The following is a 21318-nucleotide window of genomic DNA, read 5'->3' as shown; positions in this document are numbered from 1 at the left end:
TTGCTCCAGCCAAGCCAATAATGTTGATAAAGGTGGATCATCATTAGCTAGACATATAGTTCCCTACGCCAGTGCGAACTGAATCAGGTTCAACGGGTTTCGTAATATACGCTCTCAGCCTTTCGGCACCCCGACTATCTTTTCAAATAGTAACAAGCTCAATGGAAGAACGACAGACAAAACTTATTAGGTCTTTGTTGAGTGCCACCTATTGCTGCGATCCCCCTATTCCTCCCTCAAAAATTCCATAGAAATCTACTCTTCAGCACCTATTGAGATAGTATTTTTCGAGAAAACGCGCATAATCTGGCTATACAACACTCTAGAAGAAATTACCTATGACTGACTTTCAATATTACTTTCATCAACTTCCTTGTTTTAACTGTAAAAAAACCACAGTAAGTACTGATCTTGGTTGGTTAACCGCGGCGATGAAAGAAGATGTCTTGGCACAACTGGCTGCAATTATCGAACAGGGTAAGGTTGAAGCTGATCTTTCAGTGAACGTAACCTGTACTAAAGACGAAGCGCGTGATTACTTATTACTGAATTTCTACGGTTATTCAGAAGAAGAACTTGCAGATCAAATTGAAGCAGACGACGAGCAAGAAGTCGCAGATGAAATAGCGGAACTACTGGCAGACGGTAACGAAAAGGCCGTTTTTGAGCACGAAATCGCGCTACAAAGTTGTACTGATTGCGACATTGATTAATCGTTGATCAAGTGTAATCACTGAATCAAGCGTATAAATAAGCCCCGTACCTGTTGGTAATATCAACGGGTACGGGGCTTTTTTTGCTGAGTTGCAAGCACTCAATATCCGCTAGCTAATCCCTATTCCATGGGTAAATTTTTTCTGACGTGTGCTTTTGAAAAAACTCATAATTGTGCTGCATAAAGTCATCTTTTTTGAGTGCTTTTGGGTTCCACTGCTTAAGATCTAACTCAAAATCAAAATCAGATGCGGTTAAGTGCAGCTGACTAAATTTACGTTTTGCTATTCTGTAAATCGCGGTATCTGGTTCATGACAATCAAACACAATCTGTTGTTCAGCTTGATTATTAACTGTCAGTTTAGCTTCGTATGGCGTTGCTAGGGTGCAAGGTGTTTTCTTGATGAAAGTAAAAAGAAAATCACCATCGTATGTCGTGTTTAGGTAGATCGCTAATTCGCGATCCACATCAACCTGACGAAACACCAATTGCTTCGTATGTGGCGTGCGTGCACTTTGCATTGCAGTCGTATCGGGGCTAATCAGTTGGCTATCTATCCATAACCACCCCATATCATGCTTCATGTAGGTCAACGCCCGATAAGACTGGTAACCTAAATAGCTAAAAATCGAGAGACCGATAACGCCAAGGACTAATAAGGCTTTATACAAGGTTTTCATACTATGCCTCACTCGAAGTACGGTTTACTCTGTAATACACCAAACAACTAACCTCTTTTACATCTTCATTGATTAACAACTTTTACCCTCAATGTAGGGCGTTGAGTATGATACTTGAATACTCGACACGAAACTTGATGACTTGGTATTAAATTGTTCCTCATGTTGCTGACAATCTAAGCAAAAAGTCATAACCAATATGTCACTCTAATCTGTAAAGCTATGGGGATAAGCTCTGGTAATACGTGTTCTATTCAATCAATTGCCTCGCCGCTGCAAAGCACAACGGTGACCATCCCCCAAGCCCACTCACATCATCTGCTTGAGAATAAGAAGACTGGACGATATTAACCTTCCTGAATATTGGGAGACTTGTCCTATTTCCTCATATTTTATTAGCCCGAACTTTAAATTTTAGAAAACAGGAGAGTGTTTCGGATTAGCGAGAAGAATACTTCAACTCTGTAAGTGTAGATTATTGCCATCAATAACTTGAGCGCTACAGATTGATTAAAAGGATTTAAGGATGAAAAGCTAACGCTATAAAACCCAATAGTATCCAGCTTCAAAATGAATACAACAACCAGCCTAGCTTGCTACTTACGTAACTTGCTATCCCTCTTTTCTTTAATAAATAGTGTGTTGTTATACCTAAGGGTGTTTATGTCAATTTCAATGAAAACCAAACTTAGCTACGGATTTGGCGCATTTGGTAAAGATTTCGCCATCACCATCGTATACATGTACCTAATGTTCTATTACACCGACGTTGCTGGCATTTCCGCTGGAATCGTTGGATCTATTTTCCTGATTGCACGTATCTGGGATGCGATAAATGACCCCATTATGGGCTGGATAGTTAACAGTACACGTTCGCGATGGGGAAAATTCAAGCCTTGGCTATTAATAGGCACATTATCCAACTCCGTTGTTCTTTACATGCTATTTCAAGCCCACCATTTTGAAGGTACCGCATTAATTGTTTATGCCGCAGTCACTTATATTTTATGGGGCATGACATATACCCTAATGGATATCCCTTTTTGGTCATTGGTCCCGACATTAACCATGGACAAAAAAGAGCGCGAGGCGTTAGTTCCCTTCCCTCGCTTCTTTGCCAGCCTGGCTTGGGCGCTATCTGCGGCGATAGCCATGCCTATCGTTGATCATTTTGGTGGTGATGATAAAGGGTATGGGTTCACTGTATTTGCTTCTATTTTGATTGGTTTCTTTATCGTCTCTACGGTTATCACCTTGACCAATGTGAAAGAAAAATACACAACAGACAATGTTAAAGACAAGGCATCTCAAGAAAAAAATACGGAGCGATTATCACTTAAAAATATGATTGCCTTGATCCACAAAAATGATCAGTTATCTAGCCTTCTCTGTATGGCACTGTCTAAGAATTTAGCGGGGAACATCATCACAGGGTTCGCGGTTTACTATTTTACCTATGTGATAGGTGATCCAGATTTATTCCCTTTCTACATGGCTTACGCAACCATAGCCAACCTCATCGCAACTGCGTTATTCCCTAAGTTAGCCATGAAATTTTCACGTCGACAGCTATGGGCCGCTTCTTGTATCTGTCCCTTAATTGGTTCTGGGATTTTGATCGCCATTAGCATGTTTGATGCCGCGAGTGCATTTACAGTGACAACCGCTGGCGTATTTATGACTGTGGGTAATGCCCTGTTCTGGGTACTTCAAGTGATTATGGTTGCCGATACCGTTGACTATGGCGAATATAAATTAGGTATTCGCTGTGAAAGCGTCGCTTACTCAGTACAAACCATGGTTGTTAAAGGAGGCTCTGCGCTCGCTTCTTTCTTTATTGGTATCATCTTGACGATAGTAGGCTATGTACCAAATGTAGAGCAATCAAACGAAACCATCTTTGGTATGCAGTTGATTATGATAGGTTTACCTGCGTTCTTTTATGGGCTAACCCTATTCATCTACTTCAAATATTATAAGTTGAACGGTGATTTCCTTGAGCAAGTACAAGCGACAATCAAATCCAAATATGCCGATGACGATAATGACGAGGAAAGCGAACTAAAAGTTGCCACTCAATCATAAAGCGTCATGGATTAACTCGCTTCATTGAAAATCGCTTCCAATAAAAAGCGCCTACCGTCACTGGTAGGCGCTTGCTTAGTAAATAAGAAAATAAAATATCTAAACCGTTATTTACCCATCACTTATTGACCACTTACTTACCGATAACAGGAATACCCGTTCCACGTTGCGCAGCGCGAGGCATAACAAAAACCACAGGCGTCCATGCCGGAATCGTTAAGACCTCACCATCAGCTTTTGCACCTTTAGCCAAATCAGAGCGATGCAATGTGCTGACTTGTAACCCTTTCACGCCTTTTAAAGTAAAGGTTTTCGTTGTGCTTGATGCGTTGATCGCAACAACTAAAGCATCTTTTTTCGGATCTACATCCACGCCTGCACCAACACCGTTATCAATACTCATCACAATTAAGCCCGCTTGTTGGCTAGGGCCTGTATTGTGGAAGCTGACACGTTGATTCACTTCGCTTCCTTTGCCCAAAGTCAGTAATGGGTAGGCTTTACGCAATGCGGCCATTTCTTTGTAGTACACGCCCATTTGCTGAATCTCTTCCGCAGCAGGTTGTGCATTAAGGCCACTTTGCGTCAACACTTGGTCGATAGTTTGGTAATTATCACCATCTTTGTCTTTACGAGGTAAACCTTTGTTCCAGTTATTACCTTGATAAGTAAAATCAACATGGTTGTACCAATCACCTGAATCGTACGAGTCACGCTGCATGGATTTCGAACGTAATAGATCAGATCCCATATGAGTAAATGGAATACCTTGGCCTAACATGGCTGTCGCCAACGACACCGCCTGCATGCGAACACGTGTGTCCAGAGGGGTTGAATCAGGCGCTTTGTACTGATTGTTATCCCACAGGGTTTGGTTATCGTGCTTCGACACATAGTTTTGAATTTCAGTTGGATCGTCAGCGTAACCCGCCGCTTGACCGTTATAATCCACATCTTTACCCGCAACTTTGTTCCCTTTGCTATCGATAAAGGTAAAGGTTTTTAAGTTACCCGCCATACCTAGACGTGTGAGATCGGCAAGGTGGAGTGCATTTTTCACTACGTCCGCCTCTTTTTGATCATTAATACCATTACCAAAACCTTTGTTAGTACGTAACGCTTCGGCGCCATCAAAAGGCCCACCGCCACGCACGGCGTCACGTAAGCGATCCGAGAAGCTACCAATACCTGTACCACCTAAGTGTTTTTGCGTCGCTTGAACAAACAACTGATCATTTTCGACTTCGCCAAAATTCCAACCTTCACCGTAGAAATAGGTATTTGGATCTACTTTTTTCACTGCCGCCAAAGATTCTTCAATCTGCGCTAGCGGATGGTGGCCCATTAGGTCAAAGCGGAATGAATCGATCTTATAATCACGCGCCCAAACCACCAGCGAGTCATCAATCAATTTTGCCATCATGGCATTTTCAGGCGCCGTATTTGAACAACAGGTTGAATTCATCACTTGCCCTGTAACGGGATCTAAGCGGTTGTAATACCAAGGAACAATTTTATCCAATACTGATGTATCAGCCGTTGGGCCTGCGGCATTCGTATGGTTATACACCACATCCATGACCACATTCATGCCGATGTTTTGTTTGATCGATTGGATCATTTCTCGGGTTTCAAGAATACGTTGTGTACCTTCGGCATTGGTCGAGTATGACCCTTCAGGTACCGTGTAATGGAAGGGATCATAGCCCCAGTTGAAGCTGTCGGTTGCCGACACATAACGATTAAGCTCTTGCACAACAGGGTTGTCTGGCGTGTCATTATCTCTTTCAAGATCAAGGACTTCAGCAATCGTCAAACCTGACATGCAATAATTACTAAACCGTGATGTCGTTATGTCCTTATTCACGCTACATAATTGACTAAATTGATCGTTGATATTAGCAACTTTGCTCGGGTCTTCATTAATAGTGGCGATATCAAAGATAGGCAGTAAATGTAAGTGAGTCACTCCACTTTCGCTGAGCGATTTAAGGTGTTGTACAGGCGCGCTATCCTCATCGGTAAATGCAGTAAACTTACCGCGATCTTCGGCTGGTACTGATTCATCTAAAGCGGAAAAATCACGAACATGTGATTCATAAATCACGAACTTAGCTGGATTGTCTTGGGCTACGGGCGCTTTTAGCGTATCCCAACCATCGGGCTTCAGCGATGGATCATCCAAATCAACGACTTGGCTAAATTCAGAGTTGCGAGACAAGCTCAATGCATATGGGTCAGTAACTTGATAACTTTCTACTTTACTTGAAACTGGGTGGACAACATTCACTAAGTAACGATAGTAAGTACCACTCGGTGCTTTATTGGTATTCACCGACCATACACCAGACTCTGGCTGATACGCCATTTGTAAACGGCCAAGCTCTTTTTTGTCTTGATTAAACAATACCGCCACAACGTTTTGTGCCGATGGTGCCCATAAGCGGAACGTGGTATCTGCGCCATCAGTGATTGCACCCAGTTCAGCATCTTTTGCTTTGGTCGCAAATAGGTTATCCAAGCTACCCGCCGCTTGAACTTTTGTCGCAGCTAATACATCACCTTTATCATCAACCGCGATTGCAACCAGCTCAGCTTTAACGATTGGACGCATATCAATCATAGGGTCAATGCTATAAGCGGTTTTACCCTTTAACTTAGGGTATTTCTTCTGCGCGGCGGCAGATATAGAGCCCGTGGTTAACTCAATATATTGGTTATCAAACTGGTAGTTATCACCTTTAGGTTCTATGTCTGAAGCTAACGATAGATACAGGCGTACATCTTTTGCGCCTGTTGCACCATCCCATACTAGGGTATGCGCATCCACTAAATGCGCTTCTGCATTTGCAACGCCCGCCAAAGATAAAAAGGCTGCTTCACGGCTATCATATGGTTCAGTCACACTTGTGGTCAGTGAACCAGTTCGATCTGTAATCGTGTCAAAATCGAACTTTACATTATTTGTAAGTTTATCTGTCCCTTTCCGTACTATGATATTCATACAGTTTGGTGAAGCATTTTGTAACGGTAACTTCCAGTAAGGACCATTACTATCAGAACCTGTTGGAATATTAACGATTTTATTCCAATCGCTTTGCAGGAGCGATTGCCCCGCTCGCTTACAAGTATCGTCATTCCAAATGTATAAGTTATAGTCTGAATAATCTTTTGATGACGCTTTGCCTACACTGCTATCTTTTGCTTTTTCTACTAAATATAAAACAGCCTCACCATCAGCCGCGATAATCGGCTCATCCACTTTACCTGTCGCTTTCAGCTTAGCTACTGGACCTGACGTTTCAGGAATAACGATATTAATTTTAGGTGGGTTAGTGGTATCAAAATAAGCATGCTTATTTCCATCATCATTATTATCGCTACCATTACAACCGACTAATGTTGTTGCGTAAAGTAATGGCAGAATAAGTTGTGCCGTTTTAGATAAAGTAAATTTCACGTTTCATTCCTTGTTATTGGATTTTGGCTAAAGGTATGAAAAGTCGTGTTATGCATACTGTGATACGTGCAATCTTATTTAAAACAGCAGCGTTTTATTACTTTTTATGGGCAGCTACTCACCCTTTGTAGGGGTACATGATTTATAACCTGTTTGCACAAAATGTTGTGATCTTCATGTTTAGTAATAACAAAAGCAATGAGCTTACGACATGCCTAAAAAAGAGGCTGCAAAATAGCAGCCTCTGTCTTTAGTTACTTATTCAGGTTTATTTTACTTTTTACTCGCAATCCAATTGGTAATGCTGGTTTCAACCACTTCCATTGGCTGGTCACCATATTTCAACAATTGATCATGGAATTCAATCCAACTGAAGTTACTGCCTAATTCTGATTGCGCTTTTTCAAGCATTTCTTTAATGACTAAATAGCCTGATTTGTAAGATACCGCTTGGCCAACATACGCCGCATAGCGGAAGCTTTCTGATGCAATATCACCATCACCAAGCGCTGAGTTAGCATCCATGTAGTCGCGCGCTTCTTGAATACTCCAACCTTTAGCATGAATACCGGTATCAACGGCTAAACGCATATTACGCAGTTGCGCTTCATTCAAGCTACCAAAGTATTGAATAGCGTTACACTCTTGTGCATCTTTGTAGATACCACCTTGGAAAGTTGTGTAATCAACCCCTGCTGTCTTACACATACCCGTGCCATTCACAAACGTTGGCTTACCGTTTACGTCTAAATCACCGTAAATACCCATTTCTAAGCCAAGCCATTCGGTGTATAGCGCCCAACCTTCTGCGTATGCTGTGTACCAAACCCCTTTAATGTATTCTGGTTTGTCCGCAGGTGGGTATTCAAGTGAGTAAGCATTTTGGAAGTGATGACCCGGCGCTGCTTCATGAAGCAACAAAGTAGAAACATTCCATTTCTGAAGGCTATATTTAGGGTTAGTGTTTAAGTTAAACGATGTTGAACTGCCACTGTAAGACGCAACGCCATCATACAATTCACGTTCAGCCGCAATTGGGACAATTTTATAGTCCGTTTTAATCGCTTTGAAGTACTTAGCTACAACGTCATTGGCGTCATTTTTAAATTTGTAGTAATCCGTTAAAGCCGCTTCACAAGCCGTCTTAGAGGAAGCCACTTCACAGGTTTTAGCATAGGCTGTTCCGCTAATGGTTCGCCCATCACGACCATAGAAGAAAGCTTCTGAGTTTAAATAGTCAAAGAAGGCAGATAAGTTAACAGTTTTATCAGCGTTAATAACTTTATAGGTTTTGGTTTGTTCATCACCTTTATCATCTAGCCATTTTGCTGTTAGCGTATCTTTATTTGGACTATCTTGTTTTTCAGCAACAAAACGAGCAACACGCTCCATTTCAGCTTTAGCATCAGCCACTAAATCTTCGCCCAATTTATTTAGCTCATCGGCAGATTTACCCGTGGTACTGTTGCGATCGAGTTGCCATTGATACCATACTTTGCCGTTTGGTAAGTCACCCCAGCCGATGTTTTTATCTGTAATATCACCGTCTACGCCTGTACCACGCGCAGAGTTTTGATAATCACCACCAAGATAAGCAACAATAGCCTTGCTGGCGGCTAACGCTTCATCAACTGCACGTTCGTATTGTAATGCTAATAATTGATCATCTTTATTGGTACTTTTAGCCACCAACGTTTTCAAGTGAGTTAAACCCACTTTTAGCATTGAATCATCAGCGTCTTTAATTAATTCCGCAGAACTATCAACATAACGCTTAACCAATACTTTTGGTAATTGTATTTCTTCTACTTGGCCTTGAATATATTGGTCATGCAGGTTGGTTACCCATCTGGTGTAGTCTTGCACAACAGCCAAGTGATCTTGATACTCTTTAACTGTCTCTAATGCTTTTCCTGCGTATTCCGCATTACTTTCGATGTAGTTATAAAAGTGAGTGCTTGGAATATCAAAAGTACCAAAACGCTGGTTAGGAAGTTCACCGCCGCGGATAGCTAATTCACGATCAAACTTAAAGGTGTCATAATAAATCTTATCTTCATCAGACAATAAACTACGGTCTATCTTTTCTAATTCAGTAAGAGACTGCTTATCTTGTTCTTGGCGTAACTTCGCCATCTGATCGGTAACCTGCCCAAGGGGGGTGTCATCAATTTTTTTTATTTCAGAAGTAAAGCCGTCGAATACTGTGTGCATTGCGGCTTTTGCTTGTTTAGCATCTGAACCATTATTGGATGAATCGTCATCATTACAGCCCGATAAGGCAAGTGCCGCAATAATAGAAGCAGTAACTACCGATAAGCGATGATATCTCTGTTTCATGACTATTTTCCTTATTGTCTTTATGATCGTATCTACACGTGGTGTTTAGTACGGAGTAAATCCTAAAATAAGAAAGTCATTAATTGCGTGAATGAATTCACAGTAAATATTACTGATTAATTACCCATTAATGGAGTGAATTTTTTTATGCGTTAATATTCGAAGGTATACCTACTTTTATTAATAGGCGACCCAAGAGTGGATAATTTAGTAATAACCGGGGATATAAAAAAAATGTATTTACTGTTTTTTTTATTTAAGTTTAAAGCAGCCTCACAAAAAACGTACAAAATGTGACCTTACCCTTCATAGTTTTTCATCGATATGCATAAAAGCAATTTATTGTCTCTCACCTTCAAAAAAAGGTCGCGACACGACCTTCCCCTGAAGTGGACTCATGGCGATGACACTACGCAAAAATGGCAAACGGTGCAGCCATAGACAAAAGTAATGCAAACCCTACAAAGTAAAAATAAACCGATTTAAAACTCATAACGACTCCTCAAAAACAAACAATGCCACGTCTAATTCATTAAGTGGTATTTAAAATGCAATATTATAGACAGACTGAGCTTATTTCAATAAGTGTCATTTGATAAGCAACTTATCATCCTTTTTGTCTAAATTTTGTATCTGAATGTAAATAAAGTAAATGATAACGATTATCACTTCATTGCATGTAAGAATGCGCTCCCACTTACGGACAAGCCATTACATATAAATATAACTATGAAATTAAAATTATTATCAGTGGCCATTGCAGCCACATTAGCCTCGACTACTGCGTTTGCCGCAGATACACAAAAAGAAGAAACAATCGTTGTGACGGGCTCAGCGCTTGATAGTCATATCCAAACGTCCATCGATTCTGACACGCTTGAACAAAAACAAGCGTCTGACATTAAAGATATTTTAAATACTATGCCGAGTGTTACCGTTGATGGTAACGCCCGTTACTCACGCAAAGTTTTTGTGCGCGGTATGGAAGACAAATACGCCGTTGTCACTATTGATGGTGCACGCCAAGAAGGTCAGCTCTTCCACCACACTGGCGATCAGACAATAGACCCTGAACTATTGAAAGTTGCTGAAATCGAACTTGGTGCAAACTCTGCCCTAAGTGGTTCAGGCGTAGTAAATGGCTCATTCCGTTACGAAACAAAAGATCCTGAAGATCTCCTTAAAGAGGGTGAAACCTTTGGTGCGCGTATTAAAACAAGCTACCAAAGCGCTTATGAACGTAAAGGGGTGAACGTTTCAGTTTACACCAAAGTGAATGACCAATGGCAATTCATGGGAATTGGTAACTGGTCAGAAGATGGCGAGCTTTACGTTCCTGGTCACGATCCTGTTACCTCTAAGCAAGGTACGTTGAAATCAGGTATGGCAAAAGTTGTCTTCATGCCTAACGATAACAACGAGCTAAAACTGAGTGTTAACCACTACCAAGACGGTGGTAAACGTCAGCTATCTGGCGAGAAGAGTGGTGCGCTATACGCACATGATGAACACAACTACAACGCCATCAGCCGTGATACCGTTACTTTCCAGCATCACTACGATGCAGGTAGCGATCTAGTTAACCTTAAAACTCAACTTTACTACAACCGCCAGTACCTAAATCGCGATCAGCAAATCGATTCACTGTGGGATCGTGATAGTAGCGGTAACTGGATCGAAGACGGTAAAGTTAGCATTCCAAAGCGTGAATACAATGTAACAACTGTAGGCGGTGATATTCGCAATATCTCTTGGGTAGGTGAACACGAACTGACTTACGGTTACGAAGCTTACCACGCAAAACAGTGGATCGATGCTGAAGACGGCAAGATCATCTCTGGTTCTCGCAAGGGCCAATCACAAAAGTATGGCATGGATGGTGGTACAGTTACTGCGCACAGCTTGTACGTTCAAGATATGTTTGAATTCAGCCAATTCCGTTTAACGACAGGTCTTCGCTACGATATTCACCAACTAGGCGGTGTATTTGACGGTAACTTCAGCCAACTATCACCAAAATTCAAAGGTGAATATCAAGCTACTGATGAACTGAAGTTCCGCATTGGTTACGGTCGTATCTTCAAAGGTGCGTCACTGCCTGAAGCGCTAACCATGAAGCCAGCCGAAAAGGTGAACCAGTCTGACACCAAAGCAATGACAGGTCACAACTATGAAGCAGGTTTCGATTACAACCTGACTGAGTTGCTAGCAAGTGATAATGCCATTATTGGTTTCACAGGCTACCGCTACAACGTAGACAACCAAATGCACCCAACCAAAAACAACAGCACGCTGTCGAATCAAAACGATGTGCAAGTTTGGGGTACAGAAACCGTATTTACCTACAGCCTGAGCGATTTCGATCTTTACGCTAACCACTCTTACTCTAAAGGCGAGCAAACGAACCTGAAAACAGGTATTACAAGCCACATGAATAAGACAGGTATCCACAACTTCAAAGCGGGTGTGAAATACCATCTAGACCAAGATATTGTGTTCGGTTGGGATGCACGTTACGTTCCAAGCAACAGCTACACAGACAAAGACTTGGACAAAAAAGGCAACCTAGTAGAAAAAGAAATCGAACGTAAAGGCTTCTCTACGCATAACTTATGGGCAGCTTACAACCCATCGTTTGCTAAGGACCTAACGCTTAACCTTGCGGTTGATAACCTGTTTAACGAGAAGTACGCAGAACACACTGGCTTTGGTGTTTCTTGGGGCTCAGAGAAGTACACCAGCTACGAAGCTGGCCGTAACTTCAAAGCATCACTCGCATACGCTTTCTAATCATTATTATCAGTTTGATACGGATATCATTCCACTGCAAATAGCGCGCTGCGCATAAGCAAAACGGCCCATAATGGGCCGTTTTTTTCGTTCTAAGATTAACTCTACTTTACTTAAGCCATCTTAAACATCTGGGTTTTCGCAAGTAACTCGGCCATTTGGCTTTCCACTTCTCGCATTTCGTTATTAATCTCGCCGACTAACGCACCCGATGCGTTCGCTAATTCCAATAACTCATCAATATCTGCATCAACGGTTTTCGCCGTATCTGACTGCTGCTCGGTTGCTTGCGCAATATTGGCATTGTGATGGCTAATGTCATCAACTAATGCGTGTAGCTTATCAATTGACTGCTTGGTGTCACTCACAACATCTCGAGTTTTTAGGCTGAACTCTTTGCTATGCTGCATGTTCTCAAACGATGCTGTCGCATTGGTACAAATCTCATCAAGCAAGCGACGAATATCTTCAGTCGATTGCTTACTGCGTCCAGCTAGGGTTCTAACTTCATCAGCCACAACCGCAAAACCACGCCCCTGCTCACCCGCACGTGCTGCTTCAATCGCTGCATTCAAAGCAAGTAAATTGGTCTGCTCAGAAATTGCATTTATCGTATCTAAAATCACAGAAACGTTCTGTGTCTGCTGCTCTAGCGACGCCAGTCGATTATATGTTTTATCGATATCCTCTATCAGTTCATTCACCGAATTAAACGAAGAATCACTCTGCTGGTTGCTAGCCTCGGCATGCAGACGCGCATCATCTGCACTTTGCTGCGCTTCAACTGTGGTTGTGGCTACCTGAGCACTGGTTTGCGACATCTCTGTCATTGCCGTCGCAATATTTTCACAGCGGCGCTGCGTGCGCTCACTAGCACTACTGGCCTGCTCCGCAGAATGCGTCACCATTTGTAAACTGGCTTGCGTCGTATTTGCTAGGGTGTTTACCCCTTCGATAATTTTTGCCATGTCACGAATTAGCGTATCAACACTATGGCAAATCGCGCCAATTTCATCACGGTGACCATCACTTAGGCTAATCGTTAAATCATTATGATCCGTCATTTGACGCAGTTTATCGGTTACCGCTTTAACCCGTCGCTTCATCAAACGAATATACACACTGGTCATAAAAATGATTGGTAACACAATCAAAAGTAACCCAGCAATAACCAACATTTTCGCTTGCTGTGCTTGATGTAAATTATTAGCCGACACTTGCATCAATTGCGTGGTGACTTGATCGCGAATGGATTTAATCATCCCAATACGTTCAGTGGCTAATGTAAACCAAGCCGTCGCTTGTGGGCCTTCAATATTATTGAGTGAATCTTGTTGCGCCAAAAACTGCGCCTGAATATCACTCACCTGACGCCATACTGCAGCATTTTTTGCACGATTAAGTGACGTCAGTAATTGATCGGTAAAAAGCAATTCAGCTTGTCGTAAGGCATACCCTTCTTGCACCACATAATTACTTATCTGAGCGTAACGACTGGCGTCTGTTTTACCTGCCGAAAATACACCATTCAATGCACCACGAGCTTTACCGGCTTCCTCTTTAATGATCAATAGAGACAGTAAACCTATGCTATCTCGCTTGATTGTCGCGTCATCAATTTCAGAAATAACTAAACGGACATTATCTATCGCGAGCTGATTCAAATGGGAATAAAACGCAAAAGGGGAATCAACAATGGATCGATTATCAACTTGGCTTCGAATATTACTTTTCTTACTCAGTAGCGATAGTACATCGCGACTAATAGCATTTACGCTATCTTTAGGTAAATATTCAGGTTGGAATTGGCGTAAAGCCTGTTCAGCAGCATCTGCCTTGCGGCGCTGCTTATTTAATTGCTCAGCTTGTGCACCTTGACCTTTCGCTGCCATTACGCCTGCAGTTAAGCCGCGCTCGACTGCAAAATTATGCGCAACATCATCAAATAAATTAATCAATGTTATTGCTTCGCTTGTTATCGCAGCGTTATTACTTTTCTCTTGTGCTTGCCAATATTGATTGGTCAATAACAAAAGAACTATGAAAAGAGGGATCCCCGAAATTAGCACTAGCGCTTGGCTGAGTCGGATAGAGGCCAACTTTTTCAACATGAATTATCCTTAAATATTCACACATGCTCACATACGCAAGCAAAAAACATATATAAGGTCACATTGTCAGATAAATATTCACAATTAACATGTGATCTGCATCAATATTTTTAAAAAGAATGAAAACCATTTGTCAAAAACGAGAGATTACTATGTTAAGTGTCAGTAAGTTGACCGTTTGCCATTTTTTTGACCTAACCCACCTACCCCTTAAGTGTTAATTATTTAAAATTCACGCATATTATTACAAACACCTCAAGGACATTCATTGCAGCTCTCACTTCAATTGACAGCATTGATTTACCGTTTGCACTAACCCTGTACAATCCATAGTTAGCTTTTTCTGAACCGTCTCATTCGTCAGGATATAACCAAACGAATTACAGGAACCATGTTCAGACAAAATAACACTCAGTAACTTATCGCCCAGTTATTTCTTATAATGTGATGACACGGCATAAATGACTTTTATGCTATGGGTTTACCCTTTTATGCTTACTTTCAACACGTTGCAAAGTAGATTATCATTAGCATAGTGGGAACATTTAAGCATTCGAGGTAAAAGAATGAAAAGCAAGGCAAGTCAATCACAGGGATTACTTCTCTTTCGTTTATCACAAACACAAATGTTTGCGATGGGTACACTGAAAGTACAAGAGATTGTTCCTTTTACCTCTTTCACTGCCATGCCCTACTCTCAGCAACATGTACTTGGCGCTGTCTGTATTCGTGGTATGACAATGCCATTAATCGACATGCCTTCAGCAATTGGTTACCGTCCTATTACCCGTGATGAGTTTGCCAGTTGTAGTATCATCATTACCGACTGCAGCCGTACCACTGTGGGTTTTTTAGTGCGCGGGATTGATAAGATCACAGCATGTGATTGGCAAGCTATTGCGCCACCACCTGAAACCTTAGGCAACAATACCTATGTAACGGGCATCACCAAGGTTGAAGACCACCTTGTACAGTTACTGGATGTCGAGTTAATTTTATCGCACCTTAACCCCGATGACCCTAGCACCTTATATCCGACCTTAACGGATATAGATCGCGAAAAACTAAAACCAATGCGTATTTTATTAGTTGATGATTCAGGGGTAGCGCGTCGACAACTATGTAACGCACTCGATAGCATCAATATTCCCTATTTTGTTGCCACAAATGGTAATGATGCCCTCGATATTATGCAGAAGTCATCGCAAGCAGGACACCCTGTTGATATTTTAGTGAGTGATATTGAAATGCCGGGGCTTGATGGCTACGAACTTGCTTTTGAAGTACAAAACACGCCGCATTTAGCGCACACCTACATGATTTTGCATACCTCGCTGTCGAGCGAGATTTGTGTTGAGCGAGCCCTTCAAGTGGGGGCGCATGAAGCCTTAACCAAGTTTGAAGCCAATGAACTGGTACACGCGATGTTACGTGGTGCTAAAAAACGCCGAGAAGCAACGGCAACAGCTTAACATTCAGCGAACAAGCACCAAATCAGTCAAGCTCGCTAAGCCGCTAACAAGTTAACGGATAACAGATCGCAAAAGCCCGAATTACACTGTAAATTCGGGCTTTTTATATTCATCGCGGCCAATTACTTAACTGCTGATTCTAAGACGCTTTCTTTACAAACTTCGCTGTTACCATCATTTCACCAGCCCCATCAAGCTTGCAATCTAACTGGTGATCTTTTCCTTCAACAATACGACGGATTACCCCTTTCGTCCCAATTTTCAGTACTAAAGAACTGCCTTTCACTTTTAAATCTTTTGCTAACGTGATCTTATCGCCTTCTTGCAATACTGTGCCATTGGCATCTTTTTCTGTCGGTGCTTCATCAAGCACTTCAGCAGGATTCCATTCGTAAGCACACTCAGGACAAATCAGATCATCTTGATCTTGGTACACATATTCAGAATTACATTTTGGGCAAAGCGGTAAAGACATATAAAGCTTCTTCTCTTAATGGTTCGGTTATTTCTGGTAATGGTAATAGGTCTTTTTAGGTGGCGTCTAGTGCTATTCACTAGCACAGTGTGGCATCGAAAACCTTGATAACCAACAGCCTCGCCTATCGTCCTTTCTGACTACATTATATTAACTGCAAAACCGTCAATTAGCCCGATAAAAACAAAGAAGGGGCAACAAGTTAGACCTGTTTAATATTGTGAGTCCTTATTGTTAAAGTTAAGGTATATAAATAACTCTAATTAATAATAATGTTGTAATTAAAAATATGAAGACAGTTTTACCCGTTAACTTTCTCGATAAAGTTAAATTTGAGATCGCTAAATATAATAATCCACAATATTTTGTTCAGTTTTGGCAGTTAGATGGTCGGCTGGACAATCAACGTTTGAAAAATGCCTTTGAAAAGGTGTATGAAGCCATCCCAAAACTTCAAACCAAACTGGCCTATCAAGACAATCAATATAAGTATCAACCATTTAACTATCAAAACAACTTTTTACTGGAAGATACAGATCTGTGCCCGGTGGCCGCTCTTCAGGTTGCTTTGAACAACAATTTTCAACAACTAGTAACGCAGGCGAACTTTGCCCCCTTTATTGCGATAAAGTTCGACAAGCGTGACAGCAATGAATCCGTACTGTGCCTTCTTATCAACCATATATTCTGTGATGCACCATCCGGTTACCTATTTAGAGAGCAATTAGCAGCGGAATACAACAACACAAATATAGATTTATCTGATACAACGCTGAGTCTGTCTGATGAGCAGTTTATACAACAACAGGTCAGTGATAACGTCGCTTTTAATAAAGCGATAGAGCAGCAACGTTCACTATCTGCGTGCTTTTTGTCAGAGGCTAATCAGGTTGATCTTTTTTATCGAGAAGATACCAATAATGCCGTGATTTTTGACTTCTTTGATATTGATACCGCAACAGTTAAAAGACCAGACGACATGACTCTTAATACACTGATCTCTTCAGCTATTGCCAAGGTGGTTATGGAGTTGAAGGCAGACACATTGCAAGGTCGTGTTTCCATGTCGATCACTACAAATGTACGTCAAAATGAAGACAAATTATTTGGGAATTTTGTTAGCGCGATTCCGGTCAAGCTTGAACAAGGTGAAATAGAACATATTGCACCAGCGTTTCAGCAGCAAATCAACGACTTTAAAATGAATCCTCTAAGAGCATTGGTATCTTACGCTGGGTTTGCAACAAGCTTTGCCAATGCAACACCAGAGCAGTTGATGAATGGCTTCAGGTTGATCAGCTCTAAATCTAATCTCTATATCTCGAATTTTGGCCATTACAACCGCAACCAGGATGAACATCTTGAGTTTTCGGGCTCGACGACCATTCGCGCTGGCGGTTTCAATTTCCCATTGCAAGGGCATTATGGTCTGATAGTCACTCTTGTTCCCTATGGCCACAAAGTCGGTGTAGGGATTGCGGTTTCTCCTTCTATTTTTAATGAGAAAGATTTAGAGAGCTTTAAAAGTCTGGTGGCAAAATACCTTAGTTAAGCGCCGTAACTGTGCTTAATAAAAAAGAATAAGAGTGCTATGAAATAGTGATTGAGCAACACGAATAGCACTCTAAACTCTTTTGAAGCCATGGCTCCAACCTGTTAAGCATCTCTCTAAGTAAGTTCACTGAATAAACGCGGTAGCCATCTATACAATAAAAAAAATGGTAAACGTCGACAGAGGCTGTAACTTATTTAATGCTTCCGTCATCACACTCTTTTCACAGTTCTCCTAACCCACATCTGGACAAAAAACGGGTTTCAAGTTGGCCTAGTAAATACCCGAAAATGGCACAGAATTACCGCCTTTAACAGCTAAATCTCTACTACGTTCTCCCCTGATAGTGGTAAAATCTCCGCATCAGAATTAGCGAGAAACTCTATGTTTATCCATCATGTTAACGGCATCGACTGGCTGGTCATTACAGCTTTTGAAGAGCTGAAAACTATATTTATCGAAGATGCAGGTACGATTCCCTTTTGCTTTTCTACCGCCAGCGAGTTGAACCTGATTGATCAGGCAAAGCGCACTTACGGATATTTGCCTACTCTCAGCGGCGTAATCACCGATACCGGCACCTTTCAAAGCAAGGATAACGAAGAAGATTTGAACCCTCAGCTTGCCTGCCTAGTTGAAGGACGTGGTCGAGTGTTTATCTATCACGGCGGCTTTGTAGCTTTTGTGGATGACGAGCAAACCTTTATTACGCGACTAGACTGAAAATTATTCAGTAAGTTGAAATCGGAAAATTGGCATCCCTAACAAGGGATGGGGCATTTCCAAATTCGCTATTAAAGCTGAACCGCGCTAGCTGTACTTTCCTCGCAAAAACCATCTAAAAATCACCCAAACTGGAAACCACACTGTCATTTCCAGTCTTGGGCTGGACTAGCACAACAAAAAATCAATAACTTACAAGACGATTTCCAGTTTAAAAAGCCGGTTTTTCCGATAATAAGCTGGATTCTGAGCAAAATTCCGATAATAAGCCGAATTATAGGCAGAGCAGACGAAAAGAGAGCTAGGGGGTTCTCTTGGTACTGCTGTAGAGATGTCATAAGCTCACCACCAGCACCTCACATAAGGTGCGCCTCGACTAACCGCGCCAAACTCCCTCAAAAAACCGCCGAGTGTAACGTGTCACCTTGATGCCTCTGTTATGCCAACAGAACTCAAAATAGCTTTGATTTTGTTGAAAGTAACTATGGTATCAGGAGAGAAACAACCGACTTTCACTTTGTAGTAATCTCTAGCCCAATCAAATAACAGAGGGCCATGAATTAAACCTAGCTGCTCTGGATAGATGCTTAAAAACGATTTACTTAACAAGACTGTTCTTGGAAAAAGGTGGAAATGAATAATACTGGCCGCTTCTCCAAATTTGCAGCAGTACACTTTTTCGGGAGCTAACACTTTTGTAATACTTGATTCAACTTCACTAAGTAATACCCCGAGCTGACATTTAGCTTCATGAGGAAGTTCACTTAACTCTCTTAGATTCTCTTTATACATAACGATTAAGTAACCCGGCACATCACAATCGCGGCACTGACTTACAGTAAAGTATTCTGTCTCAAGTATTGTGGTATTCATTACTCCATCATTCCTTAGGCATAACGCCTTGATAAGGTGCGCCAACGCTGAACTTACTAAACCAAATACACTTCAAACCAAAACCGCCGAGTGTAAGGCGTCACCTTGATTGCCTTGTATGGTGCTAAGAGTGAGTGAAATAATTTAGTATAGCGTTCTAATCAACTTCAAGACCAAGCAAGATATAAAAATTACAATTGACATTAACAAACTAATAAGGGAAAAAGAATAAGGACCATAGCCAGATCCACCAAAACGATACTGTATACTAACGAGCCCATCATCTAAAAGAACACCAATATTGAAAAGTAGCAATACAACAGTAACCAGAAGTATAAGACAAAAAACAATCTTAGTATTCAAGCTCATAACATGTTCTTTTTTAATTGGTTCTTTATAAATAGCCATACTAATTTTAAAAACAAACCAACTCAACACAAGCAAAAAAACTGACAATGTAATGTTAATCATCATTGAACTTGATAACACTCAGTTAAAAGTGACCACTGCTCATTTGATAACGAAACAGTTATAGAACTATCATGTTTGAAAACTTCTTCAGCAATGGCTGAGGCCGTAAATCCATTATTTGATTTCAAAAGAACCTTAAATGAAGATATACTTTCATTTCCATCTATATTTACAACTGCATGAGGCTTAATACCAACTGCAACCTCATCAAATTTATATAACTGTTTTAATTTATCAGATGTTTCCAATAATACTTCTTTTTTAATCACTTCTGTTTGACTTGACTCGTGAATCATAATGCAATTTACATGCACCGTTGCACTTAACGATGCGGATGCTAATATTGATATTAAGAAAATTAAAGTCCTCATTTTAATAATAGACTCCTTTACCCATAGCTTGGCTATTTGCAGTTTGCCACCTCAATCTATCCTCGACCTCCCAAGCTGTTTTCTTAACTTGTTTCATCGTCTTATCCTCAAGTAACTTAGCAAGTCTTTCTGTAATCCTATATTCTTTATCTAGCCTATCAAGCGCATAGCTAACTGCTAAGCCAACAACTATGGCTAATGCTACGGGTGCAGCCGCAATTGTTGTAATTGCAGTTGTACCTGTTGCAAACACTGCCCCAACGATACTTGATATACCGATTTTTATTAGAGAAACAGACAAGTCTCCGACTAACTCATTTAATAAAAATCTATCTTTAAGGACATGCTGAAGTACAATTAAAGGAACAGTTAGAAAAATGGTAAGACGTGCCCCCTGTATTGCTGACGTTTTTATTCCTTTTTGCCCTACGATCATATCGACAACTTTTGCATTATTGCTTAAATATTTTGTTCCAGTAAATATTTTCCGCTGCCCTGGCCTACCTTTGAAAATGACATATTTTTTGCCGTTAACTTTTTTCTCATATGCTCGTCCAGTAAAGCCTAAATCTTTTACAAGCTTACGCAAAATATTGGAATCTAATGAAGCTGCGACATAACCACTTGCTGTTCTTAACCCATCAACATAATCAATATTCTTTGTTTTAGCTAATTCGACCATGTCATTTTCGCTTACCACATACAAACAATGATCACTTGAGATATTGAATTTCATTTGAGACAACGGTTTTATCCCATTGTAATTATAAGCACTCATATTAATCCCTAACATAAAAAGTTTATTGTAATTACTCTTTACCCTTAGAGGTGTTTTAATATTTTGATTTACGACTCATATCAAATTACCTAAACAGACATAGCAGCTAACAGCTCTTTTCTACGCAACCCTTGCGTATATCATGAATAACTTAAGAAATAATACGTACACATTTCGTCTTATCTCTTCAGCTCAATATTCACATTTAAACCTGCTGGTTTAGCATTATATCGTCATACAAGATAAGCAATGTAATACACATCACTTAATTGAACATCAAACTCCTGAACTTAGTTTAGGTGTTACGTCGTGTAAGCAGTATCTTCAGGAAAACCACCTAAAAACCACTCAAACTGGAAACCGGAATTTCAGAAAATTCATCGATTTTTGGAAGGTCATTTAAAAACAAATAGATAAGATGA

General features: G+C 40.8%; 14 protein-coding genes and 1 riboswitch. Of the genes, 6 read left to right on the top strand and 8 right to left on the bottom strand.

Going from position 1 to position 21318, the window contains the following annotated elements; genetic code table 11:
* Positions 1-43 precede the first annotated feature (43 nt).
* A riboswitch (TPP riboswitch) is annotated at positions 44-143 on the bottom strand.
* A gap of 195 nt (positions 144-338) precedes the next feature.
* Positions 339-713, top strand: coding sequence for a hypothetical protein (locus OCU77_RS23960; protein WP_048900439.1), 375 nt, complete (start codon positions 339-341; stop codon positions 711-713).
* A 115-nt stretch (positions 714-828) separates the two neighbouring features.
* Here the strand turns inward: OCU77_RS23960 and OCU77_RS23955 are convergent, their stop codons facing one another.
* Entirely contained in the window at positions 829-1395 is a 567-nt protein-coding gene (locus OCU77_RS23955; RefSeq protein WP_239686057.1) for a hypothetical protein, read from the bottom strand.
* A gap of 663 nt (positions 1396-2058) precedes the next feature.
* Between OCU77_RS23955 and melB the strand changes: the two genes are divergently transcribed.
* Positions 2059-3480, top strand: coding sequence for a melibiose:sodium transporter MelB (melB, locus tag OCU77_RS23950; protein ID WP_048900438.1), 1422 nt, complete (start codon positions 2059-2061; stop codon positions 3478-3480).
* 133 nt (positions 3481-3613) lie between these two features.
* On the opposite strand, the gene pulA is transcribed toward melB, so the two are convergent.
* Both pulA and OCU77_RS23940 read right to left on the bottom strand, forming a co-directional pair.
* Positions 3614-6940, bottom strand: coding sequence for a pullulanase-type alpha-1,6-glucosidase (gene pulA / locus OCU77_RS23945; RefSeq protein ID WP_048900437.1), 3327 nt, complete (start codon positions 6938-6940; stop codon positions 3614-3616).
* A gap of 273 nt (positions 6941-7213) precedes the next feature.
* On the bottom strand, positions 7214-9280 hold the full coding sequence (locus OCU77_RS23940; RefSeq protein ID WP_048900436.1) for a DUF885 domain-containing protein: 2067 nt from the start codon (positions 9278-9280) through the stop codon (positions 7214-7216).
* A gap of 729 nt (positions 9281-10009) precedes the next feature.
* Here OCU77_RS23940 and OCU77_RS23935 point away from each other — a divergent pair.
* Entirely contained in the window at positions 10010-12070 is a 2061-nt protein-coding gene (locus OCU77_RS23935) for a TonB-dependent receptor (protein ID WP_048900435.1), read from the top strand.
* Positions 12071-12183: 113 nt separating this feature from the next.
* Here OCU77_RS23935 and OCU77_RS23930 read toward each other — a convergent pair whose 3' ends face one another.
* Entirely contained in the window at positions 12184-14181 is a 1998-nt protein-coding gene (locus OCU77_RS23930; RefSeq protein WP_146156702.1) for a methyl-accepting chemotaxis protein, read from the bottom strand.
* A gap of 566 nt (positions 14182-14747) precedes the next feature.
* Between OCU77_RS23930 and OCU77_RS23925 the strand changes: the two genes are divergently transcribed.
* Positions 14748-15653 (top strand): chemotaxis protein, encoded by a 906-nt coding sequence (locus OCU77_RS23925; protein ID WP_048900432.1) that lies wholly within the window; start codon positions 14748-14750, stop codon positions 15651-15653.
* A gap of 139 nt (positions 15654-15792) precedes the next feature.
* Here the strand turns inward: OCU77_RS23925 and OCU77_RS23920 are convergent, their stop codons facing one another.
* On the bottom strand, positions 15793-16128 hold the full coding sequence (locus OCU77_RS23920; protein ID WP_048900431.1) for a zinc ribbon domain-containing protein YjdM: 336 nt from the start codon (positions 16126-16128) through the stop codon (positions 15793-15795).
* A 289-nt stretch (positions 16129-16417) separates the two neighbouring features.
* Here OCU77_RS23920 and OCU77_RS23915 point away from each other — a divergent pair, with 289 nt between their 5' ends.
* Both OCU77_RS23915 and OCU77_RS23910 read left to right on the top strand, forming a co-directional pair.
* Positions 16418-17680, top strand: coding sequence for a condensation domain-containing protein (locus OCU77_RS23915; protein ID WP_048900430.1), 1263 nt, complete (start codon positions 16418-16420; stop codon positions 17678-17680).
* A 384-nt stretch (positions 17681-18064) separates the two neighbouring features.
* The gene (locus OCU77_RS23910) at positions 18065-18403 is read left to right on the top strand and encodes a hypothetical protein (protein WP_048900429.1); all 339 of its coding nucleotides are present in this window, start codon (positions 18065-18067) and stop codon (positions 18401-18403) included.
* A gap of 420 nt (positions 18404-18823) precedes the next feature.
* On the opposite strand, the gene OCU77_RS23905 is transcribed toward OCU77_RS23910, so the two are convergent.
* The 3 genes from OCU77_RS23905 to OCU77_RS23895 form a co-directional block, all read right to left on the bottom strand.
* Entirely contained in the window at positions 18824-19276 is a 453-nt protein-coding gene (locus OCU77_RS23905; protein WP_048900428.1) for an HIT family protein, read from the bottom strand.
* A 470-nt stretch (positions 19277-19746) separates the two neighbouring features.
* Complete coding sequence (locus OCU77_RS23900; protein WP_048900426.1) at positions 19747-20118, bottom strand: hypothetical protein; 372 nt, start codon at positions 20116-20118, stop codon at positions 19747-19749.
* A gap of 1 nt (position 20119) precedes the next feature.
* Positions 20120-20896 (bottom strand): hypothetical protein, encoded by a 777-nt coding sequence (locus tag OCU77_RS23895; RefSeq protein ID WP_048900461.1) that lies wholly within the window; start codon positions 20894-20896, stop codon positions 20120-20122.
* Between the last annotated feature and the right edge of the window lie 422 nt (positions 20897-21318).

The organism is Photobacterium swingsii (genome assembly GCF_024346715.1).
In the GTDB taxonomy this organism is placed as follows: Bacteria; Pseudomonadota; Gammaproteobacteria; order Enterobacterales; family Vibrionaceae; genus Photobacterium; species Photobacterium swingsii.
Note: the sequence above shows the minus strand (reverse complement) of the source record. Positions and strands in the feature narration are given on the sequence as shown.